At 39.5% G+C, this 26,337-nt stretch carries 25 protein-coding genes and 1 CRISPR repeat array; of the genes, 23 read left to right on the top strand and 2 right to left on the bottom strand.

The window, feature by feature from the left end:
- The first annotated feature begins 80 nt into the window (after positions 1 to 80).
- The 5 genes from H580_RS0119895 (at position 81) to H580_RS0119875 (ending at position 4,575) form a co-directional block, all read left to right on the top strand.
- Positions 81 to 956: a carbohydrate ABC transporter permease gene (locus H580_RS0119895; RefSeq protein WP_028596338.1), complete on the top strand. Its 876-nt coding sequence runs from the start codon at positions 81 to 83 to the stop codon at positions 954 to 956.
- Positions 957 to 977: 21 nt separating this feature from the next.
- Positions 978 to 1,811, top strand: a complete 834-nt coding sequence (locus H580_RS0119890; protein WP_028596337.1) for a carbohydrate ABC transporter permease — start codon at positions 978 to 980, stop codon at positions 1,809 to 1,811.
- A 12-nt stretch (positions 1,812 to 1,823) separates the two neighbouring features.
- Positions 1,824 to 2,945, top strand: coding sequence for an ABC transporter ATP-binding protein (locus H580_RS0119885; protein ID WP_028596336.1), 1,122 nt, complete (start codon positions 1,824 to 1,826; stop codon positions 2,943 to 2,945).
- Between the two features lie 67 nt (positions 2,946 to 3,012).
- Positions 3,013 to 3,690, top strand: coding sequence for a DUF2189 domain-containing protein (locus tag H580_RS24925; protein ID WP_051217594.1), 678 nt, complete (start codon positions 3,013 to 3,015; stop codon positions 3,688 to 3,690).
- Positions 3,691 to 3,729: 39 nt separating this feature from the next.
- Positions 3,730 to 4,575, top strand: coding sequence for a MurR/RpiR family transcriptional regulator (locus tag H580_RS0119875; protein ID WP_028596335.1), 846 nt, complete (start codon positions 3,730 to 3,732; stop codon positions 4,573 to 4,575).
- 122 nt (positions 4,576 to 4,697) lie between these two features.
- Here H580_RS0119875 and H580_RS24920 read toward each other — a convergent pair whose 3' ends face one another.
- Complete coding sequence (locus H580_RS24920) at positions 4,698 to 5,111, bottom strand: hypothetical protein (protein ID WP_051217593.1); 414 nt, start codon at positions 5,109 to 5,111, stop codon at positions 4,698 to 4,700.
- 187 nt (positions 5,112 to 5,298) lie between these two features.
- Here H580_RS24920 and H580_RS0119865 point away from each other — a divergent pair, with 187 nt between their 5' ends.
- Positions 5,299 to 6,390, top strand: a complete 1,092-nt coding sequence (locus H580_RS0119865; RefSeq protein WP_028596334.1) for a ThiF family adenylyltransferase — start codon at positions 5,299 to 5,301, stop codon at positions 6,388 to 6,390.
- Between the two features lie 76 nt (positions 6,391 to 6,466).
- On the opposite strand, the gene H580_RS24915 is transcribed toward H580_RS0119865, so the two are convergent.
- The gene (locus H580_RS24915) at positions 6,467 to 7,264 is read right to left on the bottom strand and encodes a molybdenum cofactor biosynthesis protein (protein ID WP_051217592.1); all 798 of its coding nucleotides are present in this window, start codon (positions 7,262 to 7,264) and stop codon (positions 6,467 to 6,469) included.
- A gap of 821 nt (positions 7,265 to 8,085) precedes the next feature.
- Here H580_RS24915 and H580_RS0119855 point away from each other — a divergent pair.
- The 17 genes from H580_RS0119855 to cas2 all read left to right on the top strand — a co-directional run bounded on the left by H580_RS0119855 (position 8,086) and on the right by cas2 (position 26,186).
- Positions 8,086 to 9,363 carry a helix-turn-helix domain-containing protein gene (locus H580_RS0119855; RefSeq protein ID WP_028596333.1) on the top strand — a complete coding sequence of 426 codons (1,278 nt, stop codon included), beginning with the start codon at positions 8,086 to 8,088 and terminating at the stop codon, positions 9,361 to 9,363.
- 314 nt (positions 9,364 to 9,677) lie between these two features.
- Positions 9,678 to 9,848 (top strand): aspartyl-phosphate phosphatase Spo0E family protein, encoded by a 171-nt coding sequence (locus H580_RS27090; RefSeq protein WP_169449385.1) that lies wholly within the window; start codon positions 9,678 to 9,680, stop codon positions 9,846 to 9,848.
- The gene (locus tag H580_RS0119840; RefSeq protein WP_028596332.1) at positions 9,820 to 10,047 is read left to right on the top strand and encodes a hypothetical protein; all 228 of its coding nucleotides are present in this window, start codon (positions 9,820 to 9,822) and stop codon (positions 10,045 to 10,047) included. Before H580_RS27090 ends, H580_RS0119840 begins: the two co-directional genes overlap by 29 nt.
- Positions 10,048 to 10,202: 155 nt before the next feature.
- Positions 10,203 to 10,532 (top strand): hypothetical protein, encoded by a 330-nt coding sequence (locus tag H580_RS0119835; RefSeq protein WP_028596331.1) that lies wholly within the window; start codon positions 10,203 to 10,205, stop codon positions 10,530 to 10,532.
- A 94-nt stretch (positions 10,533 to 10,626) separates the two neighbouring features.
- Positions 10,627 to 11,013, top strand: a complete 387-nt coding sequence (locus H580_RS0119830) for a hypothetical protein (RefSeq protein WP_028596330.1) — start codon at positions 10,627 to 10,629, stop codon at positions 11,011 to 11,013.
- Positions 11,014 to 11,611: 598 nt separating this feature from the next.
- Positions 11,612 to 12,238 (top strand): matrixin family metalloprotease, encoded by a 627-nt coding sequence (locus tag H580_RS0119820; RefSeq protein ID WP_028596328.1) that lies wholly within the window; start codon positions 11,612 to 11,614, stop codon positions 12,236 to 12,238.
- Between the two features lie 17 nt (positions 12,239 to 12,255).
- Entirely contained in the window at positions 12,256 to 13,008 is a 753-nt protein-coding gene (locus H580_RS0119815; RefSeq protein ID WP_028596327.1) for a hypothetical protein, read from the top strand.
- 815 nt (positions 13,009 to 13,823) lie between these two features.
- Positions 13,824 to 14,466: direct repeats of the CRISPR family, unit length 32 nt; unit sequence GTCACTCTCTATACGAGAGTGTGGATTGAAAC.
- Positions 14,467 to 14,887: 421 nt separating this feature from the next.
- Positions 14,888 to 15,382, top strand: a complete 495-nt coding sequence (locus H580_RS0119810) for a PH domain-containing protein (protein ID WP_028596326.1) — start codon at positions 14,888 to 14,890, stop codon at positions 15,380 to 15,382.
- Entirely contained in the window at positions 15,369 to 16,865 is a 1,497-nt protein-coding gene (locus tag H580_RS0119805) for a PH domain-containing protein (RefSeq protein WP_028596325.1), read from the top strand. The genes H580_RS0119810 and H580_RS0119805 overlap by 14 nt, the downstream gene beginning before the upstream one ends.
- A gap of 107 nt (positions 16,866 to 16,972) precedes the next feature.
- Positions 16,973 to 17,923 carry a helix-turn-helix transcriptional regulator gene (locus H580_RS0119800; RefSeq protein WP_028596324.1) on the top strand — a complete coding sequence of 317 codons (951 nt, stop codon included), beginning with the start codon at positions 16,973 to 16,975 and terminating at the stop codon, positions 17,921 to 17,923.
- Between the two features lie 63 nt (positions 17,924 to 17,986).
- Positions 17,987 to 20,461: a CRISPR-associated helicase/endonuclease Cas3 gene (locus H580_RS0119795; RefSeq protein ID WP_028596323.1), complete on the top strand. Its 2,475-nt coding sequence runs from the start codon at positions 17,987 to 17,989 to the stop codon at positions 20,459 to 20,461.
- Positions 20,462 to 20,706: 245 nt separating this feature from the next.
- Positions 20,707 to 21,417, top strand: coding sequence for a type I-C CRISPR-associated protein Cas5c (gene cas5c / locus H580_RS0119790; RefSeq protein WP_028596322.1), 711 nt, complete (start codon positions 20,707 to 20,709; stop codon positions 21,415 to 21,417).
- Between the two features lie 4 nt (positions 21,418 to 21,421).
- Positions 21,422 to 23,344 (top strand): type I-C CRISPR-associated protein Cas8c/Csd1, encoded by a 1,923-nt coding sequence (gene cas8c, locus H580_RS0119785; protein ID WP_028596321.1) that lies wholly within the window; start codon positions 21,422 to 21,424, stop codon positions 23,342 to 23,344.
- A gap of 2 nt (positions 23,345 to 23,346) precedes the next feature.
- The gene (gene cas7c, locus H580_RS0119780; RefSeq protein WP_028596320.1) at positions 23,347 to 24,207 is read left to right on the top strand and encodes a type I-C CRISPR-associated protein Cas7/Csd2; all 861 of its coding nucleotides are present in this window, start codon (positions 23,347 to 23,349) and stop codon (positions 24,205 to 24,207) included.
- Positions 24,197 to 24,856: a CRISPR-associated protein Cas4 gene (cas4, locus tag H580_RS0119775; protein ID WP_028596319.1), complete on the top strand. Its 660-nt coding sequence runs from the start codon at positions 24,197 to 24,199 to the stop codon at positions 24,854 to 24,856. The genes cas7c and cas4 overlap by 11 nt, the downstream gene beginning before the upstream one ends.
- On the top strand, positions 24,853 to 25,884 hold the full coding sequence (gene cas1c, locus H580_RS0119770; protein WP_028596318.1) for a type I-C CRISPR-associated endonuclease Cas1c: 1,032 nt from the start codon (positions 24,853 to 24,855) through the stop codon (positions 25,882 to 25,884). Before cas4 ends, cas1c begins: the two co-directional genes overlap by 4 nt.
- A gap of 11 nt (positions 25,885 to 25,895) precedes the next feature.
- Positions 25,896 to 26,186 (top strand): CRISPR-associated endonuclease Cas2, encoded by a 291-nt coding sequence (gene cas2 / locus H580_RS0119765; RefSeq protein ID WP_028596317.1) that lies wholly within the window; start codon positions 25,896 to 25,898, stop codon positions 26,184 to 26,186.
- The last annotated feature ends 151 nt before the right edge of the window (positions 26,187 to 26,337 follow it).

Raw genomic sequence — 26,337 nt, 5'->3', positions numbered from 1 at the left:
AGCAGCTTAGGATGCTGCGCAGGTAGTGGTCTCATATGAATACGTTCATATGGGGCCTTTTTTCACAAGGAGGAGAACACATGGTGCAAAAGCTGCGGGATCATATGTGGGCGTATTTATTCATACTCGTACCCGTTCTGCTGTTTCTCGTCTTTACGCTATATCCGATCATTTCAGCATTCATGATGAGCTTCCAGCGGTATCATGTCCTGAATCCAGAGTGGATTGGCTTCGATAATTACAAGACGATGTTTGCGGACTCAGTATTTTACAAGTCACTTTGGAACACGTTCTTATTTACGGTATGTACGGTGCCGGTAAATATCGCGATTACGTTTATGCTTGCGTATTTTATTTTTCAGCTGCGCTCGAAATGGCAGACATTTTTCAAAGCAGTCATGTATTTGCCAGCGGTTGCTTCTGGCGTTACGATTTCGCTCGTATGGTTCGCCATGTTCGATCCGACGAAAGACGGGATGATTAACTCGTTTCTCGGCTTTTTCGGAATGGAGCCTGTGATGTGGCTGAGCCAAACGTCGACGGCCTTATTCTCGCTTATGCTGATGACTTATTTAGGATCGCACGGGGCAGGCATCATTTTATATTTGGCTGCAATGGGCGGCATCCCGAAATCATTGTATGAAGCAGCAGATATTGATCATGCCAGCGGCTGGGCGAAATTCAGTAAAATAACGTGGCCGTTGCTCAAACCGACTACGCTATATTTGTTAGTAACAGGAGTTATTATTTCATTCCAAGTATTTATAAGCGTCTATATGATGACGCAGGGTGGGCCTGACTTTGCAACGACAACGATCGCGTACCTCATTTATCAGACTGCATTTATGTTCTATGAATTCGGATTAGCCTCGGCACAATCGTTTGTGCTTACTGCGATCATTGTGGTCGTATCTATTATTCAGTTCAAAATGTTCGCTACGGATATCGAATATTAAGCCCAAAGGAGGCATTCACCTATGCAGTCAAAAGGGAAAATCGCCGTTCTGGGCGTTTCTATTACGATGCTTGTGATGTGGGGAATCATTACGATCATTCCGCTGTATTGGATGATTATCGGTTCCTTTCAGGATTCTTATGCTGATGCTTCTATGAAAATATCCATGTGGCCGGAAGTGTGGTCATTCGAGCCGTTTAGCCGTTTCTTCGATAAGACGATGGCATGGCGTTGGCTGCTCAATTCCTTAATTGTTTCATCTATATTGACGGTTACGAATGTATTTTTTGCTTCCCTTGCCGGCTATGCGTTTGCGAAGCTGCATTTCCCAGGTCGCAACGCGATATTTTGGATATTGCTTATGACGATGATGATTCCGACTCAAGTTACGCTCATACCACTCTATATTCTCGTTATTGATGTATTTAATTTAAAAGATTCGTATATGGGACTTATTCTGCCTTCCATCGTAAGTGTGGGCAATATTTTCTTAATGAAGCAGTACATGTCCACGCTGCCGACGTCCTTGATTCATGCGGCGCGTATCGATGCGTGCAGTGAGTTCGGCATTTTCTACAAAATTATTTTGCCCATGGCGAAGCCTGGGTTGTCCGTTCTGGCGATCTTCTCGTTCGTCTTCCATTGGAACGATTTCTTCTGGCCGTTGCTCGTGACAGAATCTGAAGCGATGCGGACGATCCAGGTAGGCTTGGCTGGATTCAAGTTTGCGGATACGACGGACTTTGGTGCCATTATGGCAGGGGCAACGGTTGCCTCACTGCCGATGATTATTTTGTTCTTCGCATTGCAGCGATACTTCTTGCAAGGCATTACGATTGGAGCCGTCAAAGGTTAGGGGGAGCTTACTATGGCACGGGTTGTATTTAAAAACGTAGAAAAAGAGTTTGTAGATGGCAACAAAGAAACCTTTATTGCGGTTAAAGAGTCTAATTTTACAATTGAAGATAAAGAGTTTGTTGTGTTTGTAGGGCCTTCTGGCTGTGGTAAAACGACTTCATTGCGTATGATTGCTGGGCTTGAGAAGCAGACACGCGGTGATATTATGATTGGTGATCGTGTTGTGAATAAGCTGCATCCGAAGGATCGCGATATTGCGATGGTGTTTCAAGATTACGCGTTGTATCCGCATATGACGATTCGTGAGAATTTGTCTTTTGGATTAAAGAATTTAAAGCAGCCGAAAGATGTCATTGCGAAAAAAGTGAAAGACGCGTCTGAGGTGCTAGGTTTGGATCATCTGCTCGATCGCAAGCCGAAGGAGCTAAGTGGTGGTCAGCGCCAGCGCGTAGCAGTTGGTCGAGCTATCGTGCGTGATCCGCAAGTCTTTCTATTTGACGAACCACTGTCCAATTTGGATGCCAAGTTGCGCGTGCAAATGCGTGTGGAGCTTGCCGAGCTGCATAAGCGATTGGAAGCGACGATTGTGTATGTCACACATGATCAAATTGAGGCGATGACGTTGGGGCAGCGTATCGTTGTTATGAATAAAGGACAAATTCAGCAGGTTGCTTCACCGACGGATTTGTACCAAAAGCCTGAAAATATGTTTGTAGCAGGCTTTATCGGCTCTCCACCCATGAACTTTATCGATGTCATTTATGAACATGGAAAGGTGACGATGGAAGGGGCACAATTCGAATTGCCTGAGCACTGTGCGCATGCATTACGTGCCTATGAAGGTAAGAAGCTTGTACTAGGCATTCGCCCAGAGCACCTATTTGGCGAAGATATTACGATGGGCGTTCCGGATACGTATGCATTGACGTCTACGGTGCAGGTGGTTGAGCAGCTTGGTTCAGAGAATCTCGTTTATTTCCGAGTAGGCGAGCGGATGGTTACAGCCAAGCTTCACCCCGATTCAGATGCAAGAGTAGGTCAAATGAAAAAGTTCCTGTTGGATATGAGTAAGGTGCATTTCTTTGATGTAGAGACGGAAAAGCGCATACCTATGAAATTCATGTCAGCATAGTGCATTTTATAAATCAGCACAGGAGCTTTGCTCTAGGTAGCACAGCATGTAGTAAGAGGTGAGCGTTATGAAGAAGTTAAGTGTAGTTATTGCGCAAACAGGAAGACAAGTTTACGAACAAATTTTGAAGGTGCTCGGATATAGTCTTATCTGTTCGCTCGTTCTAGCACCTATGCTGTTACTTATGAATGTTGCCTTAGCTGTCATATGCTTCTCGCTCGTATTGTTTCCATTACTGTCAGGTGTGTTTTATGCGTGTCATCTTCAATTGAGCGGGGAAATGGTGACATTTAGGCACATTGTCGCAGGATTTCGTAAATTTTATGTTCGTTCCGTCGGATTTGGTCTATTTTTAACCCTTTTCGCACTTATCCTAATTTCATCGTGGTGGTATTATGGAGATCAAGGAAATATGCTGCATTTCACAATCGCTGTATTCCAGACGTATTTTGTGATGATGGCGCTTATTTCTCAGTTGTATACGATGCCGTTAGTGTATCGAGAACAGCTGTCTATGTTTCAAGCGATGGGTAAAAGTGTGAAGCTGTTTTTGAGGCATCCGCTCTATACGGTCGGTGCATTTTTACAAGCCTTGTGTCTGATGTTTATTTTGGCTGTAACGGTAGTGGGGTTTTTAGGGTTGTTTGTTGGTATGTTTGGCTATTACTTGAATTTGTTGACGGCGAATGTTCTAAAGGAAACGGAACCTCAACATGGTGCTCAGCCTATCCCTGCTGAGGGCTGAGAACAGCGAGTGTTGAATAAGGGTTGAAGGAGTAACGGTATGAACGGTGGATTAGTTCGATTACGTGAAGTGTTGGCAGATATTACACCTTCGGAGCGTAAAGTAGCGGAGTATATTTTGAGCCAACCGAAGCAAATGATTGGGATGTCTGTAGCACAATTGGCCGAGCACAGTGGCGGCAGCCAAGCGGCAGTTATTCGTCTTTGCAAGTCTATGGGTCTTAAAGGTTATCAAGAGCTTATGCTCAAAGTAGCTGGTGATTTGCAGCAGGATGCAGGTACAGCAGGGTATCAAGAGTTTCGGCGTGACGATACGATAGAAATGATTATGGAGAACGTGTCCAACAACAATATTCAGTCCATCCGCGATACGTTGAAAATACTAGAACCTGAATTAGTGACGAAAGCGGTAGAGGCGTTGCGACACGCGAAGCGCATTTATTTTTATGGAATTGGTGCTTCCTATTTGATCGCTTTGGATGCACAGCACAAGTTTCTGCGGATTAATAAGACGTGTTTTTCCTTCGCAGATGCAGATATGCAGTTGATTTCATCGCTGATGCTGACGGAAGAGGATGTAGCGGTCTGTATCTCTTATTCAGGAGAAACAACGGCTGTTGTTGAGTGTACAAGGCAGGCTAGAGTGCAAGGAGCAACAACGATCTCGATTACGAAATACGGAACAAATGCCGTGAGTTCACACGCGGATATTCCGTTATTTATTACATCAACCGAGAATGAGATTCGCAGTGGGGCGACCTCTTCTCGTATTACGCAGTTGAATGTGATTGACATTTTGTATCTAGGTGTGACGAGTCGAGACTATGATCAATCTCTTTTGTCGTTGGATAAGAGTAGAGAACTGATTAAGAAGATGAAGAAGTAGTAGTGGGACGAGTTGATATCGTTTTGGAGTCAATCGATTCGATGTGATATGCAATGCAATGAGGGCTGTTCCAACTTGTCAGTAATGACTTTGGGAACAGCCTATTTATTTTATTTGTATAATTATTTTCCAATAGAATCTAAGTTTTTTGCCGGGACGAACATCATTGTTCCTGCACCAACACCAGCTTGAAAGTTTAGAAGCTCCATCATGGATTTTGTATTATTGCTAGCAGGTATGCCATTTCTATTTGTGAATGCTGCTGCTAATGCAGTTGAGTTTTCTTCAGCTTCACCGGTGGGATGCACTGCGTTTTGTTTTACTTCAGTCAGAAGAATTTTACTTCCATCTGCTTGAACGAGGTATTGTCGGAGATAGCCACCTTCTCTGGCTGTAACTAGCTTTCCTCTTTTTTCATTCTCTTTTGATTCTTTTTGTTCGGCTTCTTTAAGGGAGGTTTCGAAACTATCGCTGCTTAGTTTTCTGCTCGGTTGTTGATTAGTTTGCAGTGGTTTATAAGCGGAATAAATTCGCATGTTACCATAGTGCCTCCTTTATTTATGGATCCTATATTTGTAAATTACACTTACTAGAGTTATCGGCTTCGAAGCTATGAAAGTTTATATATTGCCGTTGCAACATTAGTATGCTTTTCCATACGGTTCATGTAAAATAATAGGTATCACAAATACATCATTACTCGCTAGAAAAAGAGGAGGCACAATGTTGCACAATTTGGTGGAGACTCAACTAAATGAAGAACAACGTACGCATCCTGCACTTCCTGCGCATTCCGATAGATATTCTCGACAAGAGCGTTTTACCCCGATAGGTATGGAAGGGCAGCAGCAATTGAAGCAATCACGTGTTCTTATTATTGGTGCTGGTGCGTTAGGTTCGGCAACGGCAGAAATGCTTGTACGTGCTGGCGTTGGACGGGTCACTATCGTGGATCGCGACTATGTAGAGTGGAGCAATTTGCAGCGGCAGCAGCTATATACCGAATCAGATGCGCAAGATCGGCTGCCGAAGGCGATTGCGGCTGAACAGCGTTTAAAGGCTATTAATTCGGAAGTAGAAGTTATCGGCATCGTCGGCGATGTTACGTTATATGAATTAAATGAATGGGGCGCAGAACATGATTTATTCATGGATGCGACGGATAATTTTGAAACTCGGATGCTGTTAAATGATTATGCATTGAAGCATGGAGTTCCGTGGATTTATGGTGCTTGTGTTGGTAGCTACGGGATGACGATGATGATAGAGCCAGGGGTTACACCTTGCTTGCGCTGTGTCATGGAAAGTGTGCCTGTCGGTGGGGCAACTTGTGATACTGCTGGTATAATTCCGCCTGCGGTCCAGATGGTTGTTGCTTATCAGACGGCTGAAGCATTGAAATGGTTAACAGGTAATCATGATGCGCTGCGGAGAAAGTTAGTATCCTTTGATCTGTGGACGAATCAATATACATCCATTGATGTACGTTCCGCGAAGCGAGACGATTGTCCATCTTGTGGGACGAATGCGACTTATCCGCAGTTGGAGGGGATGAACCAGCGTCGTACTGAGGTGCTGTGCGGCAGAGATACAGTGCAAATTCGCCCAGCTCGGCCAGTTCCTATGGATTTGGCGGCTTTGGCAGAGCGCATGCAAGCTGTGCACGGAATGACCGTACACAGCAATGCATATCTTGTATCCATTCAAGCGGATGAACAACATCGCTTGGTTGTGTTTAAGGATGGCCGCGTACTTGTACACGGGACGAAAGAGCCTGTTGTGGCGCGTACGCTTGTAGATCGATACATTGGCTAGTGCCAGTAGAGATCTCAGTAAGAAGCGATTCGTTGTAATTATGAACGGTAATTAATCGGATTTAGCAGGTTGTATTCTAGTCTTGATTGTGTAGGTTGGCATGGTCCGTATGGTTAGCGTTGTCAGCATCGTTGCGAGCAATTGGGTTCCAGTTCGGTTGATCAACCCAGAAGCTCCCATCGGACATTACTTCCTTCTTCCAGATCGGAACAATCTGTTTCAGCCGGTCGATAGCATAACGGCTTGCTTCGTAGCAACTAGCACGATGCGGTGCCGATACGGAGATAACGACACTTGCTTCACCAATACCGACAGTACCTACACGGTGGGTGATGGCAGTGAGTGTTCCTGGCCAACGTGTTTTAACTTCGTCTCCGATCTGCTCCATGATTTGCAGCGCCATGGGTATATAGGCATCATATTCTAGTGTTAATGTTTGCTGATTGCCTGTTATTTCACGCGTCGTACCTGAGAAGGTAATGGTAGCACCGTGATTGGGATGCAGCACTTGGCGTTCAACTGCTTGAGCGTCGATCGGCTGACGAGTTAGGCGGAAACGACCATTTTCCGAGAAAACGTCTTGTTGTTGGGAATGGGGTAATTCTCCTATTGGCTGAGTTTCTCCTTGTCCTCCAGACACTGGCGGGATTATAGCAAGTTCATCTTCTGGTGTAACGATGCTATCATCAGGTGCATACTGCTGATTGGCTGCTACGAAAGAGCGCATGATTAGCTCGGCTGCTTCTGGGTATTGCGCTGCTAGTGTTTGTTTAAGTTCAATGACACGTATAGTATCGTTATCTGCGGGCAGCAGTAGTTCAGCTAGTCCAATACGTTCAGCGATGCTAGCAAAGCATTGGATGCGATAGTTCATGTTAGTTCCTCTTTTCTGAGCATGTTGTGGCATTCCTGTTCTTCTCTATATTTTAAAGGATATTGACATGATAGAGAAGGTGGGAGTGAACTAGATGGTTAGGTGCTTTGAATATTTTTCATCTATGAGGTTTGATAGAGCTATGTGGGTTGATGTTCAATTGAATATTGGATGAGGTATAGCACCGTTGTAAATGGTGGTGCGAATGTGAAGTGCACATGAAATCTCCGGGTCATTCGCACCGAATTTCTTCCATATTAATTCCATTTGAGGGAGTATTAAATGTTTGTATTGTGAAAAAAAAATTGGTTTTTACATACAATTTAAGTGATTACTTTGATATGAATTAGGAATGTTTGTTCTAATTTGTTTCAAAATAGCTGTCACATCCTACACGGATGTGTGGATTGAAACGTGCCTGTGCTGACTTAATAATTGTCTTGTTCGTGAGTATTTTTGTGAAAAAACTGGACAACCATACCGGTTCTTAGGGGATTATCAGGGTGAAAAGTAGTGACGACACTAAAATCACTAAACCACTAAATCATTAGGATGTTAATCGACTAATGTGAGGTGGCTTTTTTGTTGCTCAAATTCGCAATAATTAACTGACAAAACTCTTATCATCTTATTGTTTTCGATTAACTATATAGATTGATATATTGAATACTGGTAAAATTATGATATAATGAATTCTCAGGTTTCCCCGAACCCCATAAACAAAATTGCCTCGAAACGAATTTTGAGCTTAATATTCTCTTCCCCTTCTTAGATATTTATAATTCCCTTTGTTTTAAAATAATAAAGGATGTGAATGTAAGATGAAAGTTTCACTTTTTTCACTTGCAGACATGATCAGACATTACAGATTAAAAAATAATTTAACACAACACGATGTGGCAATTAAAACAAACATGACTACGGGGGCAATTTCCAAGATAGAAAATGGAAAGACTAAACCTGAGTTTCAAAATATGAGAGCTATTGCTTCTGTATTAGAAATACCTTACAATAAGTATATAAAAATATATATTGATCTTGAGAAAAATTCAGATACTATATGTGATATTTTTAATGAATGTATAACCCTCCATGATGACACCTCAACTCTCATTCCTAAAATAGTCACCAAATACCTTGAGCTATCTTCAGATACTTATGATGCAGTGGAACAAATTTATAATGTTGCCACTAGCATGAATATTCAAATTCCGTCAGCTACTAAACTTTCAATTTATAAAACAATTATCGATTATTCCCGAAGTCATGGTATTATGCTTTTTTTGGCAAGAGCGCTTTATCAAGAATATCTTATCGAGAGAAATGACAGTTCAAAACTTAAAGAAACCTATCAAGCAGGAAGATATATTCTGAAATATATAGAGAAACTTTCTCCAGAAGAATTTATTTCTCTTATTTATGCTCTTGCAGTACACGCTTATGCGTTACAAAAATATGAGGATGTTATTCACTTCTGTAAACTTATTATTAATAATGAATATGCTATAGACATTTCAGATAAGAGAATATTTGCTCTAGGAATGTTGCGAGATTCATACTACTATTGCGATAATATTAAGTTAGCAGAAGAATATTTTCATCAGTTAAAAAAACACTCATCTACAGATGAATCAGATGGTGATAAGTTGTTTATAGCTGTTATTAATTACAAAAAAGGAAATGTAGACCTTGCAAAAAAGCAATTTAAAGAATGTCTGAATGAGTGTGCGGAGGACTTCGTGCCTTATGTAACAAACGAGTATATTTCCTTTTTACTTCAAATTGGAGAAATCTCTAAAGTTGAAGAGATACTTCCAGAGCTAGAGCATAAAATTAATGATTTAACGCTTTCAAATCCTCTTGAAAAAAGGGAGTTAGCTTGGTTTTACAAGCTTAAGGGAGATTATTATTCCCGCATAAATGACGTCAACAAAGCATTAAATAACTACATAGACAGTGCGTTTGAATATTCTCAGATAGATGACATCAATAATGAGCGTAATTGCTTAAAGTTGATGTATGATCTATATAGAAATAATAAGATTATGGTAGACGCAAAGACAACAGAGAAGGTAAAAAAGGTAAAAGGGAGGAAGTAAAAAATGAAGCAGAATGGAATAAAATTTATTATTGCTCTCTCTTTGATTTTACCAATAGTTTCAAATGTTGCTGGCGAAATTACACCAGCAGGATGGCCGTATCCATGGATAGTAAGCAAGTGAACAATTTAAAGGTTCTTCTCCCGACAGACACTTTTAAAAGTGTCTGTTTTTTATTCCTAAAAAATATATAAATAATCACTTTAGGAAATATTAGTTATAATTCAATTAGGGGAAGAACCTGATTGATGGTGAGCGAATAAGGGGAAGTTCGCTCACCGATGTACGAATGTGTTAATTGAAGGTGATGTATATTGCTTGAAGATATCGAACGTTTGCGCTTTCGATTAAATGAAGAGTACAAAAAAGGTTTAGAATTGACCGATGGTAGGATGCTAGCTATGAGTCAGGACTTAGATAAGTTATTGTTAAAGTATCAAAGGGAGAGCCTTCACAATGAAGTTAAAATTGAAGCATTTACGTAAAGACGAATTTGCAGAAGCAAATATACGTCTAGTGTGTAGTAAGTTAGTAGGAGAAGAGATTAAGGACGTAGATTTAACCAATAAAACTCTGGGTGTGGTTGTCTTTACAAAAAAACTTACTATAAGCGTTTTGAATTTGAAAAAACATTTATTGATGCATTTGCTTGCTCATGCGGTGCATGGACAGTTAACCAAATGAAAAATTGGTGAAATGTAAGTGTTTTCATTAATGTAAAAAAATATATGTTAATGCGAGCATATGAAAGGGGTGAGAGGGTATTAAATAAAATAGTAAGGTTTGAAAGCCTACAAAATCCTACATCAAATTAAATTAATTATGATAGGAGAATTTGCATGAAACTTAAAAAACTCTTATTATCATTTTTAACAATCGCTTTACTAATTACACTTGCTATTCCATCTTCGTTAGCAATCGCAGAAGAACTGCCAACCTCATTTAGTGAAACACTTCAAACAACTGTTTCTACATCTGAAATCAATTCAGAAGTAAGTGTTAAACATGGACAACTTGCCCAATCTCTTGGTGTAACAATTAGAAGTTATGATGAACTTAAATCAGATCCCAATGCGCCTAAGAATTGTATTACTACATCGAATATTCCACAGAAGACCATAATTCAGCTCTTTCTACAGATTCATAAAAGCATAAAACCACTACAATAACTCACATTCCAAAAGATCAGGTGCAAACATTAATAGAGCAAAAAAATCAGCAAACAATAGTTTGTAGATAAAAGTAGGCGGAGTAGTAGCTAAATTGGAACTTGCCCCCAACAATGCTGGGCAAGTTAAGGTCAAATCAACCATATTAGAAATAACTGGTATAAAGTCCGAACCCTTTAAAGTAGCATTTGATATGAAACTGTACAGAGGAGATGTTCGAGGGCATACAGATTACCCTGTAAGTTCAGTAAATATGGATTTAACTGGAATGCTAGGTGTTCAGGCGGGAAAATATGCAGATTACAACGTATATCGTGTAATGCATAAGCCAGCGACAACAAAATATCCAAGAGATTATGTTTTAGAGTGGAACACAAAAGATAGAGATAATTTTCAAGCTGCATATGACAAAGCATATCTAAACCATTCAATTAAATGGGTTCTTCATGGTGGACGGGATACTAATTTACTAATCAATTAAAGGGTGAAAAAATGTTTATAGAAAAAACACTACAGTCGTTAAAGGAAGTTAATTCACATGGTTCTCGGACAACTGTTTCCAATGAAGGTTACCTCTATGAGAGTACATGTAAGTTCAATGAGTCTGTCTCTGAAAATGATATTTTTCATTTACTAAAGACATATCGTGATCTTCCTAGTGATTACTTGAAATTCTTGTCGTTAACTAATGGCTGTACGCTTTTTCAGACGTTGTTCACTCTGGAGAAAATGAAATTTATAAAATTGATGAAGTCTATCAGTTAGTTCAGCTCATAGTCATCCTACTAAAATTGTGATTGCATACATAATGGGTGACCATATTCTGATTGACCTCGAAGATGTGAGGGCAGGTAAACCAGAATATGTGTATGTAGTCGATTGTATGGATAACTTTGATTACGCATGTTCATTATATTGTGATTTTCAGACATGGATAGATAGAGTTGTTAGGGCACAAGGTAATAAATATTGGACGTGGCGTGTAGAAGATCGTAAGTTTTAAAGAAGTATGAAAGAAAAGCCTGTTCTTGATTGGACAGACTTCCGTTTCTTAAATAAAGTGTTGAGAGGAGTATTTTATGATTATTTCAAAACGTATAAAAATCACAACAATACTTGCTTCTTCGATGTTGTTAGCTTCTATTATTAATCCACTCGACTCATCTGCATACCAATATTATTACAACTATGATGTTGATTTTACACCCAAAAAACATGCCAAAGGAATCTCTTCTAATGTATCTTATACAGAACGTGCAAGCGATTACTTTCATTATAAAGAAAAAGTATTTCATTTTGAATCCGCTTACCATCAAGCGATGGAAGAATGGAATGCTAAGACAGAAGCTTATATCTTAGACCATCAGACCTATGGTGGATTAGAAACAGTGCGTTTAGAGGTTGCTCCAGCTGTACCAAATGGGCTTAGAGGCTGGGCGAAGTTCTATAGAAACGGAAGTCTCGTTAGTGTAGATCGTAACGATTACCCAAAGGCAATTTCTGATTGGGATTTGGGCGTTGTACACTTGAATCCTTACCTCCTAAGATACGACAGCTTTATAAGCTATAAAGGAACCGCTTTGCATGAAATTGGTCATGTCTTAGGGCTAGCGCATGAAAGCAGTGGAACATCCGTTATGCATCCTACTAACAACATAAATGACGTTCATCAAGATGATATCAATGGAGTTAATAATCTCTATTAGAGGAGGAAATTTGAGGGATGTTTAAAAAACTTGGGATATTATCAGTGTTGAGCTTGCTTACCTTCACAACAATTGCTTGTACATCAGCATCAGAAAAAAATCAAGCTTCAAGCTCTTATAGAGATCAAAAAGATGTAGGAGTTAATTATGGTTTTGCTTTAGTAGCAAATGGCTATAAAACGATGGAAGAGATGATTTATGATGCGGATGTAGTTGTAGAAGTTGAACCAACTGGAAAAACGGAAGTAAAAGACTACCATGGAGACAAGTATGTCATTACCGAACTTAAAGTAATCAGAGCCTTACACGGTAATGAAAACTTAAAGTCAGATATTATAACTGTCTTAAGTTTAGAGCATTTAAGTGGCGACCTGTACAACCATGAGATTGTTTTTTTAGACATTGTTGAGCCTGAGTTTCAGTTATCAGACTTTGTAGTTACTGGTGTATATCAGGGGAGATTTAGGATTGAAGATGGTAAGGTGATGTATGATGCTGATAAATATGGTGGAGTGTCGTATTTCCAAGATGAGATTAAGGGTATGGATGTAGCCTCCTTTGAAAAGCGTATCCAACAAGCGGCTCAAAATGCTACACCGCTTGTAAAGCCTCAATCGACTTTGAGTATTGAGGAGCAAAACAAGATAGATGAGCAGCAGATGTTAGAAGGTAATAAGGCAATGGAGGAAAGTAAACGAAAACGACAGGAAGAGCGTGAAAAGAAAAAGAAACAAGAAGAAACTAAGCAACACGAAGTGAGGCAACCTTAAGTATCATTCATAAGACATGGCGAGTAGAGAAAAGTAATTATTGATACAGTAAGAGCCTGTTCGATTGAGAACAGGCCTTCCTTTTTCTAATATCTTGTATAAATATCATATGTAAATGTGATAAGTATGCAGGAATACGAAGACGGTGAAACGATGTAATGAGGGAGGATTTAAAATCTATCATAAAGGAGCTTTACTTAATTATTTCTTCGAGATAAACCCTTATGCTCAATCATAAGACTTAGATTTGCTAGAAAGAGAATGCGAAATAATTTTACCAATTGAGTATATACAATTCTTATCGCGCGCAGATGAACTATTATTTTGGAATTAAGAACCCGCATGTTTCCATGCAGATTACATTTATCTAGTTAAAAGTTAATCTTGTTGAGAAACTTTTGGATTTAAATTACAATAAAATTGCGGTCACATTCTGCGTGGATGTGTGGATTGAAAGATGGCTGTGGAGATAATATTAGTAGCTTCGGCCAGTCACATCCTACACGGGTTGTTCTCCGGTTTTATGTAATTTATATGTTTAGTCAAGAAATTTTTTCGCTGTCTTGTTAGTTTTTTAAAGCCGATTTTGTAGGAAATTCAACAAGTTGATGGAAAAAAGTTTGATAACCCTATAATATATTTGTTTTGGTGCGAACCTGAAGTGCACATAAAATTCCAGGGGTATTCGCACCTGCATAGTGAAGCGGGATTAGAGCAATTTTTTGATATTTAAACCTTTTAAAGCGGATTGAAAAGGGTGATTCGCACTTTTGGATCTCTGAGCCCTTATACAGCAAGGGTTCAAAACGGTCGCTGTCACTCTCTATACGAGAGTGTGGATTGAAACAGACGGTATAACAACAAAGTTCGTGCTCGTTTGAACGCGTCACTCTCTATACGAGAGTGTGGATTGAAACTTGGTGGCGAGCCAGAGAAAGTTGAAGTAACGACTTTGTCACTCTCTATACGAGAGTGTGGATTGAAACTTCCATGCGATACGGGTAAAACGCTTAATATGCAGTCACTCTCTATACGAGAGTGTGGATTGAAACGATCCCAACGCGCCATATATGCCATATGGTGTTAGTCACTCTCTATACGAGAGTGTGGATTGAAACACTGATAAGTACCAGGAGACGTATTCCACGACGTTTAGGTCACTCTCTATACGAGAGTGTGGATTGAAACACGTCTTGGATAATATCCATTTTTCATTAGGTAAAAGTCACTCTCTATACGAGAGTGTGGATTGAAACCGTGGAATAAGTAAAACGGCTTGAGCAAAAAATGATAGTCACTCTCTATACGAGAGTGTGGATTGAAACTCTTGGGTCTCCATCTAGAACCCTGAACGGAAGGACGTCACTCTCTATACGAGAGTGTGGATTGAAACACCATAGACGCCCATGCATATTCTAGTGCTAAGGTCACTCTCTATACGAGAGTGTGGATTGAAACTATGATGTGTGGTCAGGTGGAGCAACTGTATTTGATGGTCACTCTCTATACGAGAGTTTAATTGTACAATGCAAATAAAATCTAACATGCCTCATTTATCGTATTACATCCTATATGGATGAAAATTTTCATTATGTATAGGCGATAGCATCTATTCCATGAAACAGGTTGATTGTGATCATTGTGTATCCTAATCTGCCTGTTTTTTGTGCTTTCCATCATCAACTAAACCTAATGTACATGGTCACTGTATTAATTTTGATGCATTCAGAGCACTACCATGAAATACAGTCCTACAATTAACATCCTCCCTTATCTAAACTCCGAAAAAAATTGACATAGAACGTGTATTCGCTGACAAGCTGTGGTCATACGATTGCGCTATGATGTGGTAGACCCAAAAATAAGGAGAGAGCGATCTGTGGAAAAAGAGCAACGACTTCATCCAAATGTCATTCCATATTGGAGGCTACGGCGCTTGATATGGTTATTCAAGAGTACTACGTTATGGAGTGTGCCAATCGCCATACATTTAATATGGATGGAGGATTGGAAGTGGTTAATGTATATAGCCTCGATTTACATTATGTATCGCTGGTTAACTTCTATTTTATATATGACATATGGAGTGCGGTACCGATATGAACGCAGTAGCTACAGATTAACAAATGATGAAATTATTATTCGCTGGGGAGGTTGGTGGAGTAGTAGTTCCTGTGTTATTCCATTGAATCGCGTACAGCATGTAGATATTGAACAGGATGTGATCCAGCGAAAATTTGGTTTATCTAATCTCGATATCGTAACTGCAGGAGATGTTAACTCACTCATCGGTTTGCGAGAGTCAGATACAGAGCTGCTGCAAAGGAAGATTATTGAACTTGCTAAGTTAGGTGATACGAATGCATACCACTAGACAACATCTTATTCGAATTGTGAGCTACTTATATCGAGCAGTGCGTTACACAATAATTCCTTACACTTTACTGCTATTTAATGAGATACAGGCTGGTACGGGAGAACAACCTTATTGGCTCTATGGAGTGGCAGCAGCAATTGGCACCATCGTCTTCTTATGGTCTGTTGTGGCTTGGTGGAGAGATTTTTATCGTATTGAAAATCAGGCTATATATTTGCAGAATGGGGTGTTTACAATTATCCGTCGTACAATTCCGATAGAACGAATCGCCAGTTTATCAATGGAACAAACATGGATGGATAAATTATGTGGAGCTGTAACTATAAAGTTACAAACGTCAGATTCTTTCGAAGAGGCCGATGTAGTTCTAGTATTGACAAATCGTAATCTCCAAGCATTGCTGACTGCATTACATAGTGTGAAAGTTCTTGATTTAAAAATACGAACGAAGAATATTCAGCGCACGGGTGTTGTTCAAAATAAATTACTGTGGGCTGCTAGTCCTAAAGATATTTTAATGAGATCGCTCAGTTCAAATACGTTTTGGATGGGTGTTCCACTATGTGTGACTTTGCTTTCGTATATCGTTAAGTGGATTAAACCTCAAGAACCAGAAGAACAAGTCAGTGTAACAACCTTTATTCAAAATAAAATGTGGGAAGAACTTTTAGAGCTTAATATGCTCCATGTACTATTCGTTGTAGTAGGGATTTTTGCAAGTAGTGCTTTCGTATGTTGGTTGCTATCGCTCGTGATGATGCAAATTCGTTATTACAATTGGATAGTTGTACGTAAAGGCCATCATATTGAGATAAAGTATGGGGGAATGGAGAGAATGGTATTTTCCTTACAAGTTTCTAATATTCAGTCCATCCGTATAAAAGAGCATGTACTTCATCGTGTATTTGGTTATGCATCCGTATGGATAGATAGTGTTGGTTATGCGGGAGAGAGACGGGCTAAAATTTTAATTCCAGCAATACGTAGAGATAGACTGCTTACTGTCATGCATTCTCTATTACCAGAATTCGAACTTATTTCTCCAGAGCGAAATTTGCCTATTGGTAAAGCTGCCTATTTTATCGGTCTACCTGTCCTAACAGTATCACTCTTATTGTTAATAAGTGCATTCATCTCATCATGGGTACTGCTGATCTCACCTTTACTATTGTGTATATATGCATATGGAAGTGGGAGGTATAACCTAACGAAGTGGGATGTACATAATCAGCAATGTGTAATCTCCAAGCCGGGAATTACGCTGACAACCGTGTACGTGAAAAGAAGAGCTGTGCAATCTATCTCCCATAGACAAACTCGAATCCAGCGTAAGTTCGGTATATATCGCATAAAGCTGGTAATTGACTCGCCTTCTAAATGGAAAGAGTACGTTCTTACAGGACCTAATTTCGAAGACGTACACCATTTGTTGAAATGGTTTAAAAATAATAAAGATAACGATCAAGCTAAACTTTATTAAATTGATTAATTGTTAGAAATTATTTAAATATAGGAAGGATGGCCTAAGTTGTTGTCGAATATCCAATATTTATGGAGTGATTGGATATCAGCTGAAGGAGAGTACAAATGTCCGATAAGTTAATTAGACTATTAAAGCTTGTATTTGCTATTCAAGCCAATCCTGGTATATCAGCTCAAGAGCTGGCAAATAAATGTGAAACGACAGTACGAACCATTTATCGAGATTTACAACTGCTAGATCATGTTGCTCCGATAACCAATGAAGGATATGGTACAGGCTATCGTTTTATCGGAAACTTTGCTATGTTTCCATTGAATTTCACGGAAGATGAGGAGCTTACATTTTCTGTTCTTCCTTCGCTATTAGATACCAATCAACAGCTACCTAGTTTTCATTCTGCTTACGATAAAGTAATGGCAACGCATTTCAAGGTGAAGCAACAACGTCGTACTGCGATGGAGCAAGTAGCAGAGCTAATACAAATGGGACAACCAGCTTATAAAGAGGACAATACTAATTTTCTATTACCCATTATGGAAGCAATCATGTCTCAGAAGACACTGCGTGCTGTTTATCATACGCAGAGCCGTAATAGTCAAAATGAGCGTTGTATCGATCCATACTATTTGGTACCGAGGGAGCAGCGTTTCTACCTGATAGGCTATTGTCATAGGAAGCGGGAAGTGCTTATGTTTCGCATTAGCCGTTTTCGCGAAATTGAGATTACGAATAATAGTTTTGATAAAGGTGATTTCAGTATACAGCAGTATATGAAACACACATGGTCCGTTCATCGGGGAGAAAAGTTGATTACCTTTAAAGTTAAGTTTCAGGCAGATGTGGCTAGATACATCAAAGAGGAAGAAATGTTTGTACGTCCGAAAATGACGGATTTGCCAGATGGCGGCCTGTTATTCGAAGTGACAGTTAATCATAAGCAAGGATTTCTTAATTGGATTGCACAATACGGACCTTCTGCTGAAATCTTAGAACCCAAAGACATACGCGACCAATTTAAAGACCAGTTATTACATTGGATTGACGTTTACCAATAAGCATCCCATATTGTTAGGTTTAAAGTGTGACAATATGTATCTATTATGAAGGGGGTTCACAAATTGAGGTCAATTGCACATATTCGCGAAAGCGATAAACAGGAACAAACGATAGAAGAGCATTTACTAGGGGTTCAGATGTTAGCCGAGAGATATGGTGCAAAGCTCAATTTGCGACATGTTACGGGACTGGCTGGCTTACTTCATGATTTAGGTAAATATAATGTTCGATTTATCGAATACATTTTAGCAGCTACAGATTCTTCTATAACTGATAAACCAAAGCGTGGAAGTGTGGATCACTCTACAGCAGGCGGCAAGCTGCTATATGACTTCTTTCATTCAAAGGATAATAATTCCTATAAACGTAGACTAGCAGAAATCGTTGGCAACGCAATTATTTCACATCATTCCTACTTGCATGATTTTCTCAATTCTAGTGGGTCAGATTATTTGAGAAGAGTTCGTGATAAAGCGCTTGATGAAGAGGAATACGAGTTGATGAAACAGACCTTTTTCAAGAAAGTCATGAATGAACAAGAATTTCATCATTATGTGAATAAGGCTACCACTGAACTTGAGCAATTCTTAAATAAAGTCGAACCAACCCCTAAAAAAATCAGCAGCTTACCTGCGACAAAGTACATGTTTCTGTGCAAATTTGTGTTCAGTGCGCTAATTGATGCGGATCGCACGAATACAAGACTTTTTGAACAGAATAGATCAGAAGATCCCCTTATCGATACAGGACAGTTGTTTCAGGATTACTACGATAAATTAATGACAGAGATTCATTCATTGCAGAAAGACGGAGAAGCTCACTCAACGATTAAGTTGCTTAGAAGAAATATGTCTGAACAGTGTGAACGATTCGCCTGCAAGCCCTCGGGAATCTATACCTTATCCATCCCAACAGGTGGAGGGAAGACATTAGCAAGTTTGCGATATGCACTGAGACATGCTTTGGAGTACGGTAAGAAGCGAATTATTTACATCGTTCCTTACACAACAATTATTGAACAAAATGCTCAGACAGTTCGGAAAATTTTAAATGATGAAGTCAACATATTAGAACATCATTCGAATGTAATTGAGGGTGCATTTGAGCTTGATGATGAAGATCAAGATGGATTTATTACGACGGAACAGAAGTTGAAACTGGCCAAAGATAACTGGGATGCTCCGATAATTTTTACAACTATGGTGCAATTTCTAAATGCGTTTTACGCGAATGGAAGCGGAAATATACGAAGACTGCATAATTTATGCGAAGCAGTCATTATTTTTGATGAGGTACAGAAGGTACCAACTCCATGTATCTCCTTGTTTAATCAAGCGCTGAACTTTTTAAAAGAATATGGTCAATCTACACTTGTGTTGTGTACGGCTACTCAGCCTGCACTTGATTTTGTAGAGCAGAAGTTAGAGCTTAGTCCAGATGGAGAAATGATAGAGAAAATTGACGATGTGATTCAAGAATTTAAGAGAGTTGAAATTTTAGATCATGCTTCGGATCAGACTTTTGATAATGAGAGACTTGATGAATTTGTACAAAACACGTTGCAAGATGAAGGCAGTGTTCTTGTTATTTTAAATACGAAATCCGTAGTCAAGAAATTATATGAACAGATGATGGAGCAACAAATGAAGTATGATGGTGGGTCAGTTCCTATCTATCACTTGAGTACTTCGATGTGTGCCGCACATAGACAAGCAATTTTGGAGAAAGTCAGAGAACATCTACACGATAAAGAAAAAGTGATATGTGTTAGTACACAACTAATTGAAGCAGGTGTTGATATTAGCTTTGATTGTGTCATTCGTTCATTAGCTGGCTTAGATTCTATTGCACAAGCGGCTGGGCGCTGCAACCGACATGGAAAAGATACGTTGCGAAACGTGTACGTGATCGATCATGAAGAAGAGAATTTAATGCATTTAACTGAAATTAGGAAAGGAAAAGAGATTACGAAGCTTATACTTAAAGATTTACAACTTAATCCTTCCCACCATGGCGGACATCTGTTGTCTCGACAGGCGATGGAGTTTTACTTTAAGAAATTTTATATGAAGGTAAAGCCTGACCTGAACTATTTCGTTAAGAAAGTAAGTAGAAATATGACTGATCTATTGTATTCCGCGAAAAATGATGTAGATGGATTCTATCAACATTATATAAGAAATAATGGAGGACAGCACTTGCCTTTATTTATCACAAATAGTTATCGAACGGCTGCTGAGCATTTTCATGTTATTAAAGAGGTAACGACTTCTGTTATTGTCCCCTATGGTAAGGGGAAAGAGATAATCACAGATCTGAATGGAAATGGGACGATAGATGATCTGACAAAGGTATTGCGAGAGGCGCAGCAGTATACGGTTAACCTTTATAAGCATGAGCTTGATGAACTTGATAGAAATGGTGGTTTAAGCAGTTGTCTTGATGGGAAAGTGCTCGTACTAAAAGAGGGCGCTTATAGTGAGGAGTTTGGAGTCGATATTGATAATGACAGTGATATGGAGTTCTTGGGGAGTTAACAGAGCAAAACCTATCTTTGTTCAAAGATAGGTTTCCTAATCAAATACTGTATCTTTAAATCCACGCTTTAATTGCGACGACTCATTATAGCATATGTTATCCAATTGTTAACAGATTGAAGTAGTGTTTTTTATATTTGAACGACATAAAACGTTCATACAATATTTTATTAGAATATATATTGATTCAATTCTTTTCCATGTATATAATTGGATTAGGAAAATTGAGGAAGAGAGGCGGCGGCGTGAGAAATAGCATAGAGTTCGAGGTTTACGGTAAATATGCACTGTTTACCGATCCGCTTACAAAGTTAGGTGGGGAGAAACTCTCCTATCAAGTTCCAACCTATCAAGCTTTGAAAGGGATTGTAGAGAGCATTTACTGGAAGCCCACGTTGTTATATGTGGTAACCGAAGTTAGAGTCATGAATGCGATTCGTATGGAGTCTAAGGGTATCAAACCAATTGATTATGGTGGGGGAAACACACTAGCAAACTATACATATTTGCGAGATGTGCGTTATCAGTGCAGAGCCCACTTTATTTTTAATGAAAATCGACCAGATTTGGAGTATGACCGCAACGAAAATAAGCATCATAATATACTGAAGCGTTCACTCCAAGCTGGAGGTAGAAGAGATATTTTTCTAGGTTCTAGAGAATGCCAAGGTTATGTTGAACCGTGTGTGTTTGGTGAAGGTGAAAGTTTCTATCAAGACTATGGTGATATCCATTTCGGAACCATGGTTCATGGGATTAACTATCCAGATGAAACAGGACGGAATCAAATGGAGGCACGACTTTGGAATCCTGTTATGAGTAACGGAATTATTAAATTTGATAAACCAGAAGAATGTACCCTAGTACGTAAAGTAAAAGATATGGAGCCGAAGTCATTTACAGATGCAAATGTTGAATCTGCTGATGAACTGTATGCACAACTGGAAGAGAGGTGAGAGCATGAGTTGGCTATTGAATCTATATCAGACTTACGAGTCGAATATGCGCAGAGTTGGCGTAATTGAGAAAAAGCATAACGATCAAGAATACACCTTGCTCCCTGTCTCTCATACGACACAGACTGCGCATATTCAAGTGAATGTGACGGAAGATGGAAATTACCATTCTGCTTTCATTATTACAGACAAAAGTGATGCTAGTACGTTAATTCCATGCACGGAAGACTCTTCAAGCAGAGCAGGTTCTAAAGTTGCCCCGTACCCACTTCACGACAAGATCAGCTATGTAGCGGGCGATTATATCGCTTATGGTGGTGCAGTGAAGGAAGAAGATCCTTTTACTGCATACATTAATCAACTACAAGATTGGGCCGACTCTCCTTATGCACATCCGAAAGTGAAAAGCATTTTTGCTTATTTGAATAAACGACAACTGATTCAAGATTTAGTGAATGGCAAACTATTAGCTCTCGATGCAGACAACAAGCTGATAGGCAAATGGGACAAACAGTACAGTTCTCTTTATGAGGACAAGCCTACTATTTTTTCTATTGTTAGTGGCGAACAAGAAAGCGCATTCATTCGTTTTAATGTCCATTCGTCTACAAATTGGGTGGATATATGGAATGATAAAGAAATGTATGCTTCATTTGTACAGTTCTACAGTAACAAGTTGGGAGAAGAGAAACTTTGTTACGTAACGGGAGATCTGCTGCCAGGAACAGATAAACATGCAAACAAAATACGAAATGCAGCAGATAAGGCGAAGCTAATCTCAGCCAATGATACAAGCGGATTTACGTTTAGAGGAAGGTTCAATGTCAGTCATGAGGTAGCAGGTATTAGTTATGATGTATCGCAGAAGGCGCATAATGCGTTAAAGTGGCTTATCCATCGTCAAGGCAAATTTATTGACCAACGGGTGTTTTTGGTGTGGGCCAACGATAAAGAGGTAGAAATTCTTGATCTTGATGATCCCTGCACCATGGAAGATATCGTTGAACTGACCTCAGATGGGAAGTCTTTTACCAATGCGGAGTATGCGAGAGAAGTGGCCAAGGCGTTAGATGGTTACCGTAATACATTATCCAGTCCAAATAAATCAGATGTAAGTATACTCGTACTTGATTCAGCAACAACAGGACGTATGGCAGTGCTTTACTACCGAAATATGAACAAAGAACTGTATATTGATAAGCTTATAAAATGGCATTCAACCTGTGTATGGCGTCACCGTTATCGTAAAGATCAGAATGGTCAGTATATCGAATTTATTGGTGCCCCTACAACTAAGGATATTGCATATGCAGCTTATGGCCCGAAGGCAAATGAAAAGGTTGTAAAGGGTTTAATGGAGCGGATGCTTCCATGCGTAGTGGATGAACGAACGATTCCATTGGACATCATTAAAAGTGCTTTCTATCGAGCTTCTAATCCTGTTGCTACGGAGAAGTGGGAATGGGAGAAGACACTGAGTATTACATGCGCACTAATAAATAAATCGTTAATTGATAAGCAGGAGGGATACGAGGTGGCTTTAGATAAGGGGAATGATAACCGGGACTATTTGTTCGGACGTCTGCTGGCAGTAGCTGATGTGCTGGAAAGACGTGCGTTAGGTGCAGATGAAAATCGTGCTAGTAATGCGATTCGCTATATGAACTCATTTGCTAAACATCCTGCTAGAACGTGGAAGACCATCCAAGCAAGCTTGCAACCATATCAAGCACGCTTAGGGGCTAAGGGCTACTATTATTCAGGGTTAATTGATGAGATTGCTTCTATGCTAAAATATGAAGATTTCAACAATAAACCACTATCAGGAAAATATTTATTAGGATTTTACAGCCAAAGACATGAACTCTATCAGAAGAAAGCCAAAGAAGACAATACTATCAATTTATCTAATAGTGAGGAGATCTAACCATGACAATTCTAAATCATAAAATTGACTTTGCTGTTGTATTTTCTGTAACGAAGGCTAATCCGAACGGGGACCCATTGAATGGAAACCGACCACGCCAAAATTATGATGGCCATGGAGAAATATCTGATGTAGCGATCAAGCGTAAAATTAGAAATCGCCTTCAAGATAGCGGTGAATCGATATTTGTTCAATCCAATGATAAAACCACTGATCAATTGAAGAGCTTGCGCGAACGTGCAGAAGCAAATGAGTTATTAGCGAAACTATTAAAAGCCAAAAACAGTTCATCCGATGAAATTGCTAGAGTTGCTTGTGAGCAATGGATTGACGTTCGTAGCTTTGGTCAAGTGTTTGCATTTAAGGGAGGTTCGGAGAAAGGGGTATCGGTAGGTGTGCGCGGTCCCGTTTCCATCCATACAGCTACAAGCGTAGCGCCAATCGATATTACGAGCATGCAAATTACAAAGAGTGTCAATTCAGAGCCAGGGAAAGAGAAGGGTTCAGATACGATGGGTATGAAGCATCGAGTGGACTATGGATTATATGTTTTTTATGGAAGTATTAATACGCAGTTGGCAGAAAAAACAGGCTTTACGAACGAGGATGCAGAAAAGATCAAGCAGTCACTTGTGACTTTGTTCGAAAATGATGCTTCTTCTGCTCGTCCAGATGGCAGTATGGAAGTACATAAACTGTACTGGTGGGAGCATACTTCCAAGCTTGGACAGTATTCCTCTGCAAAAGTACACCGCTCGTTAAAGGTAGAAGCGAATACGGATGAGCCAAAAAAATTCGAAGACTATAGCATTACTCTTACTGAACTAGAAGGACTAAAGGTTGAAGAAATCAATGGTCAATAATGATGAAGATCATTATTTGATGTTGTCTGGCATTCAACACTTTCAATTCTGCAAGCGACAATGGGCCCTTATCCATATTGAACAGCAGTGGGAAGAAAATGTACGAACGATCGAAGGACAATATCTACATCGAAATGCAGACCAGCCGTTCACAAGAGAAAAACGCGGTGAAAAGCTTGTCGTTCGTTCTATGTCCGTAAAATCTCATGAGTTAAAATTTACAGGAATATGCGATGTAGTGGAATTTATTCAAGATAGTCGTGGTTTTAACATACATGGAAGAGATGGGAAGTATATCGCATATCCGGTCGAGTATAAACGAGGTAAGCCGAAGAAAAATGACTCGGATATTCTACAATTAGCCGCACAAGCGCTATGTCTGGAAGAAATGCTGATGTGCGATATAGATACCGGCTATATGTATTACCAGGAGATAAAACACAGAGTTGAAGTGCCGCTTACGAAGGACATCAAGCAGAAAGTCAGGGCTGTCGCGGCTGAAATGCAAGAGTATTATGTTCGTAGGCATACACCAACAGTAAAGACAGGCTCATTTTGCAAAAGTTGTTCCCTTCAATCAATTTGTTTGCCAGTCTTAATGAACAAAAGGACTGTGAAAAGTTACATCGAAGGGAGAATTAGAGAATGAGGAGACTTCTTAATACGTTGTATGTAACTCAACCAGATGTGTATTTATCCCTAGATGGCGATAATATCGTATTATTGAAAGAGCAAGAAAAAGTAGCTAGATATCCTCTGCATAATTTGGAATCAATCGTTGCATTCGGTTACACAGGGGCAAGTCCTGGATTAATGGGTTATTGTGCCGAGCGAGATATATCGATCACTTTCATGACGATGAGTGGTAGATTTTTAGCTAGAGTAATTGGGCAAAGCAAGGGAAATGTGGTACTGCGCAAAAAGCAGTACCTTCTTTCTGAAAATGATGACCTATCTGCTAAGATTGCACGTAATTTTATTGTAGGGAAGATTTATAATCATAAATGGATGATAGAGAGAATGACAAGAGATAATCCACTTCGAATCGATGTTGCACAGTTCAAGGAAATCTCTCAGCATCTTTCTGCTATTATTTTGGATGTAAGAATATGTGAGGATCTAGAGCGTTTAAGAGGATTGGAAGGTCAAGCTGCTGTAAGCTACAATAAAGTATTTGATCAGATGATTTTGCAGCAAAATGAAGATTTTTATTTTCGAGGGAGATCTCGGAGGCCGCCGCTGGACAACGTCAATGCAATGCTCTCATATGCGTATACACTATTAGCAAAAGATACGGCCGCTGCATTGGAAGCAGTGGGTTTGGATGCTTATGTAGGTTTTTTGCATCGTGATCGACCAGGTCGAGCTTCGCTAGCGTTGGATATGATGGAAGAATTGCGTGGCATATATGCAGATAAATTTGTCCTCTCACTAATTAATAAACGTATAGTGAAGAAGGAAGATTTCTTCAAGAAAGAAAATGGCGCAGTGCTAATGACAGATGAGGCACGTAAAACATTTCTCAATGCATGGCAAAGCAAAAAGCAAGAAAAAATAACCCACCCGTATTTAGGAGAGAAAATAGCATGGGGATTGGTTCCTCATGCGCAAGCTCTACTACTGGCAAGACATTTGCGCAATGATTTGGATGAGTACCCTCCATTTCTATGGAAGTAGGTGATATTACATTGTTGGTGTTGATTACGTATGATGTAAGTACCACTAGTCATGCAGGACAAAGAAGGCTGCGTAAGGTCTCGAAAATGTGTCAGAACTATGGTCAGCGAGTTCAAAACTCTGTTTTTGAGTGCAACGTAGATGCTACTCAATTTGCTAGTTTAAAAATTCTGCTTAGTGAAATGATTGACCCTAAGGAAGACAGTCTTCGTTTCTATCAACTAGGAAACAATTATAAAAATAAAGTAGAGCATATTGGAGTTAAAGAATCGATTGATATGGAAGAGCCGCTCATTTTCTAGTGCGAATGTGAAGTGCACATGAATTTCCTGGGGCATTCGCACCTCTTTTTTACCATTACTCTTCCATTTTTTGAGCTTGTATTCGCTAGTTATTCTTTATATTTATACGATTATTACTATTCTAAAGCGAATTCCGAGTAAATTAACGCAC

This window comes from Paenibacillus assamensis DSM 18201 (assembly GCF_000422445.1).
Lineage (GTDB): Bacteria > Bacillota > Bacilli > Paenibacillales > Paenibacillaceae > Paenibacillus_B > Paenibacillus_B assamensis.
The sequence above is the reverse complement of the archived record's forward strand: the minus strand, read 5'-3'. Positions and strand labels throughout refer to the sequence as shown.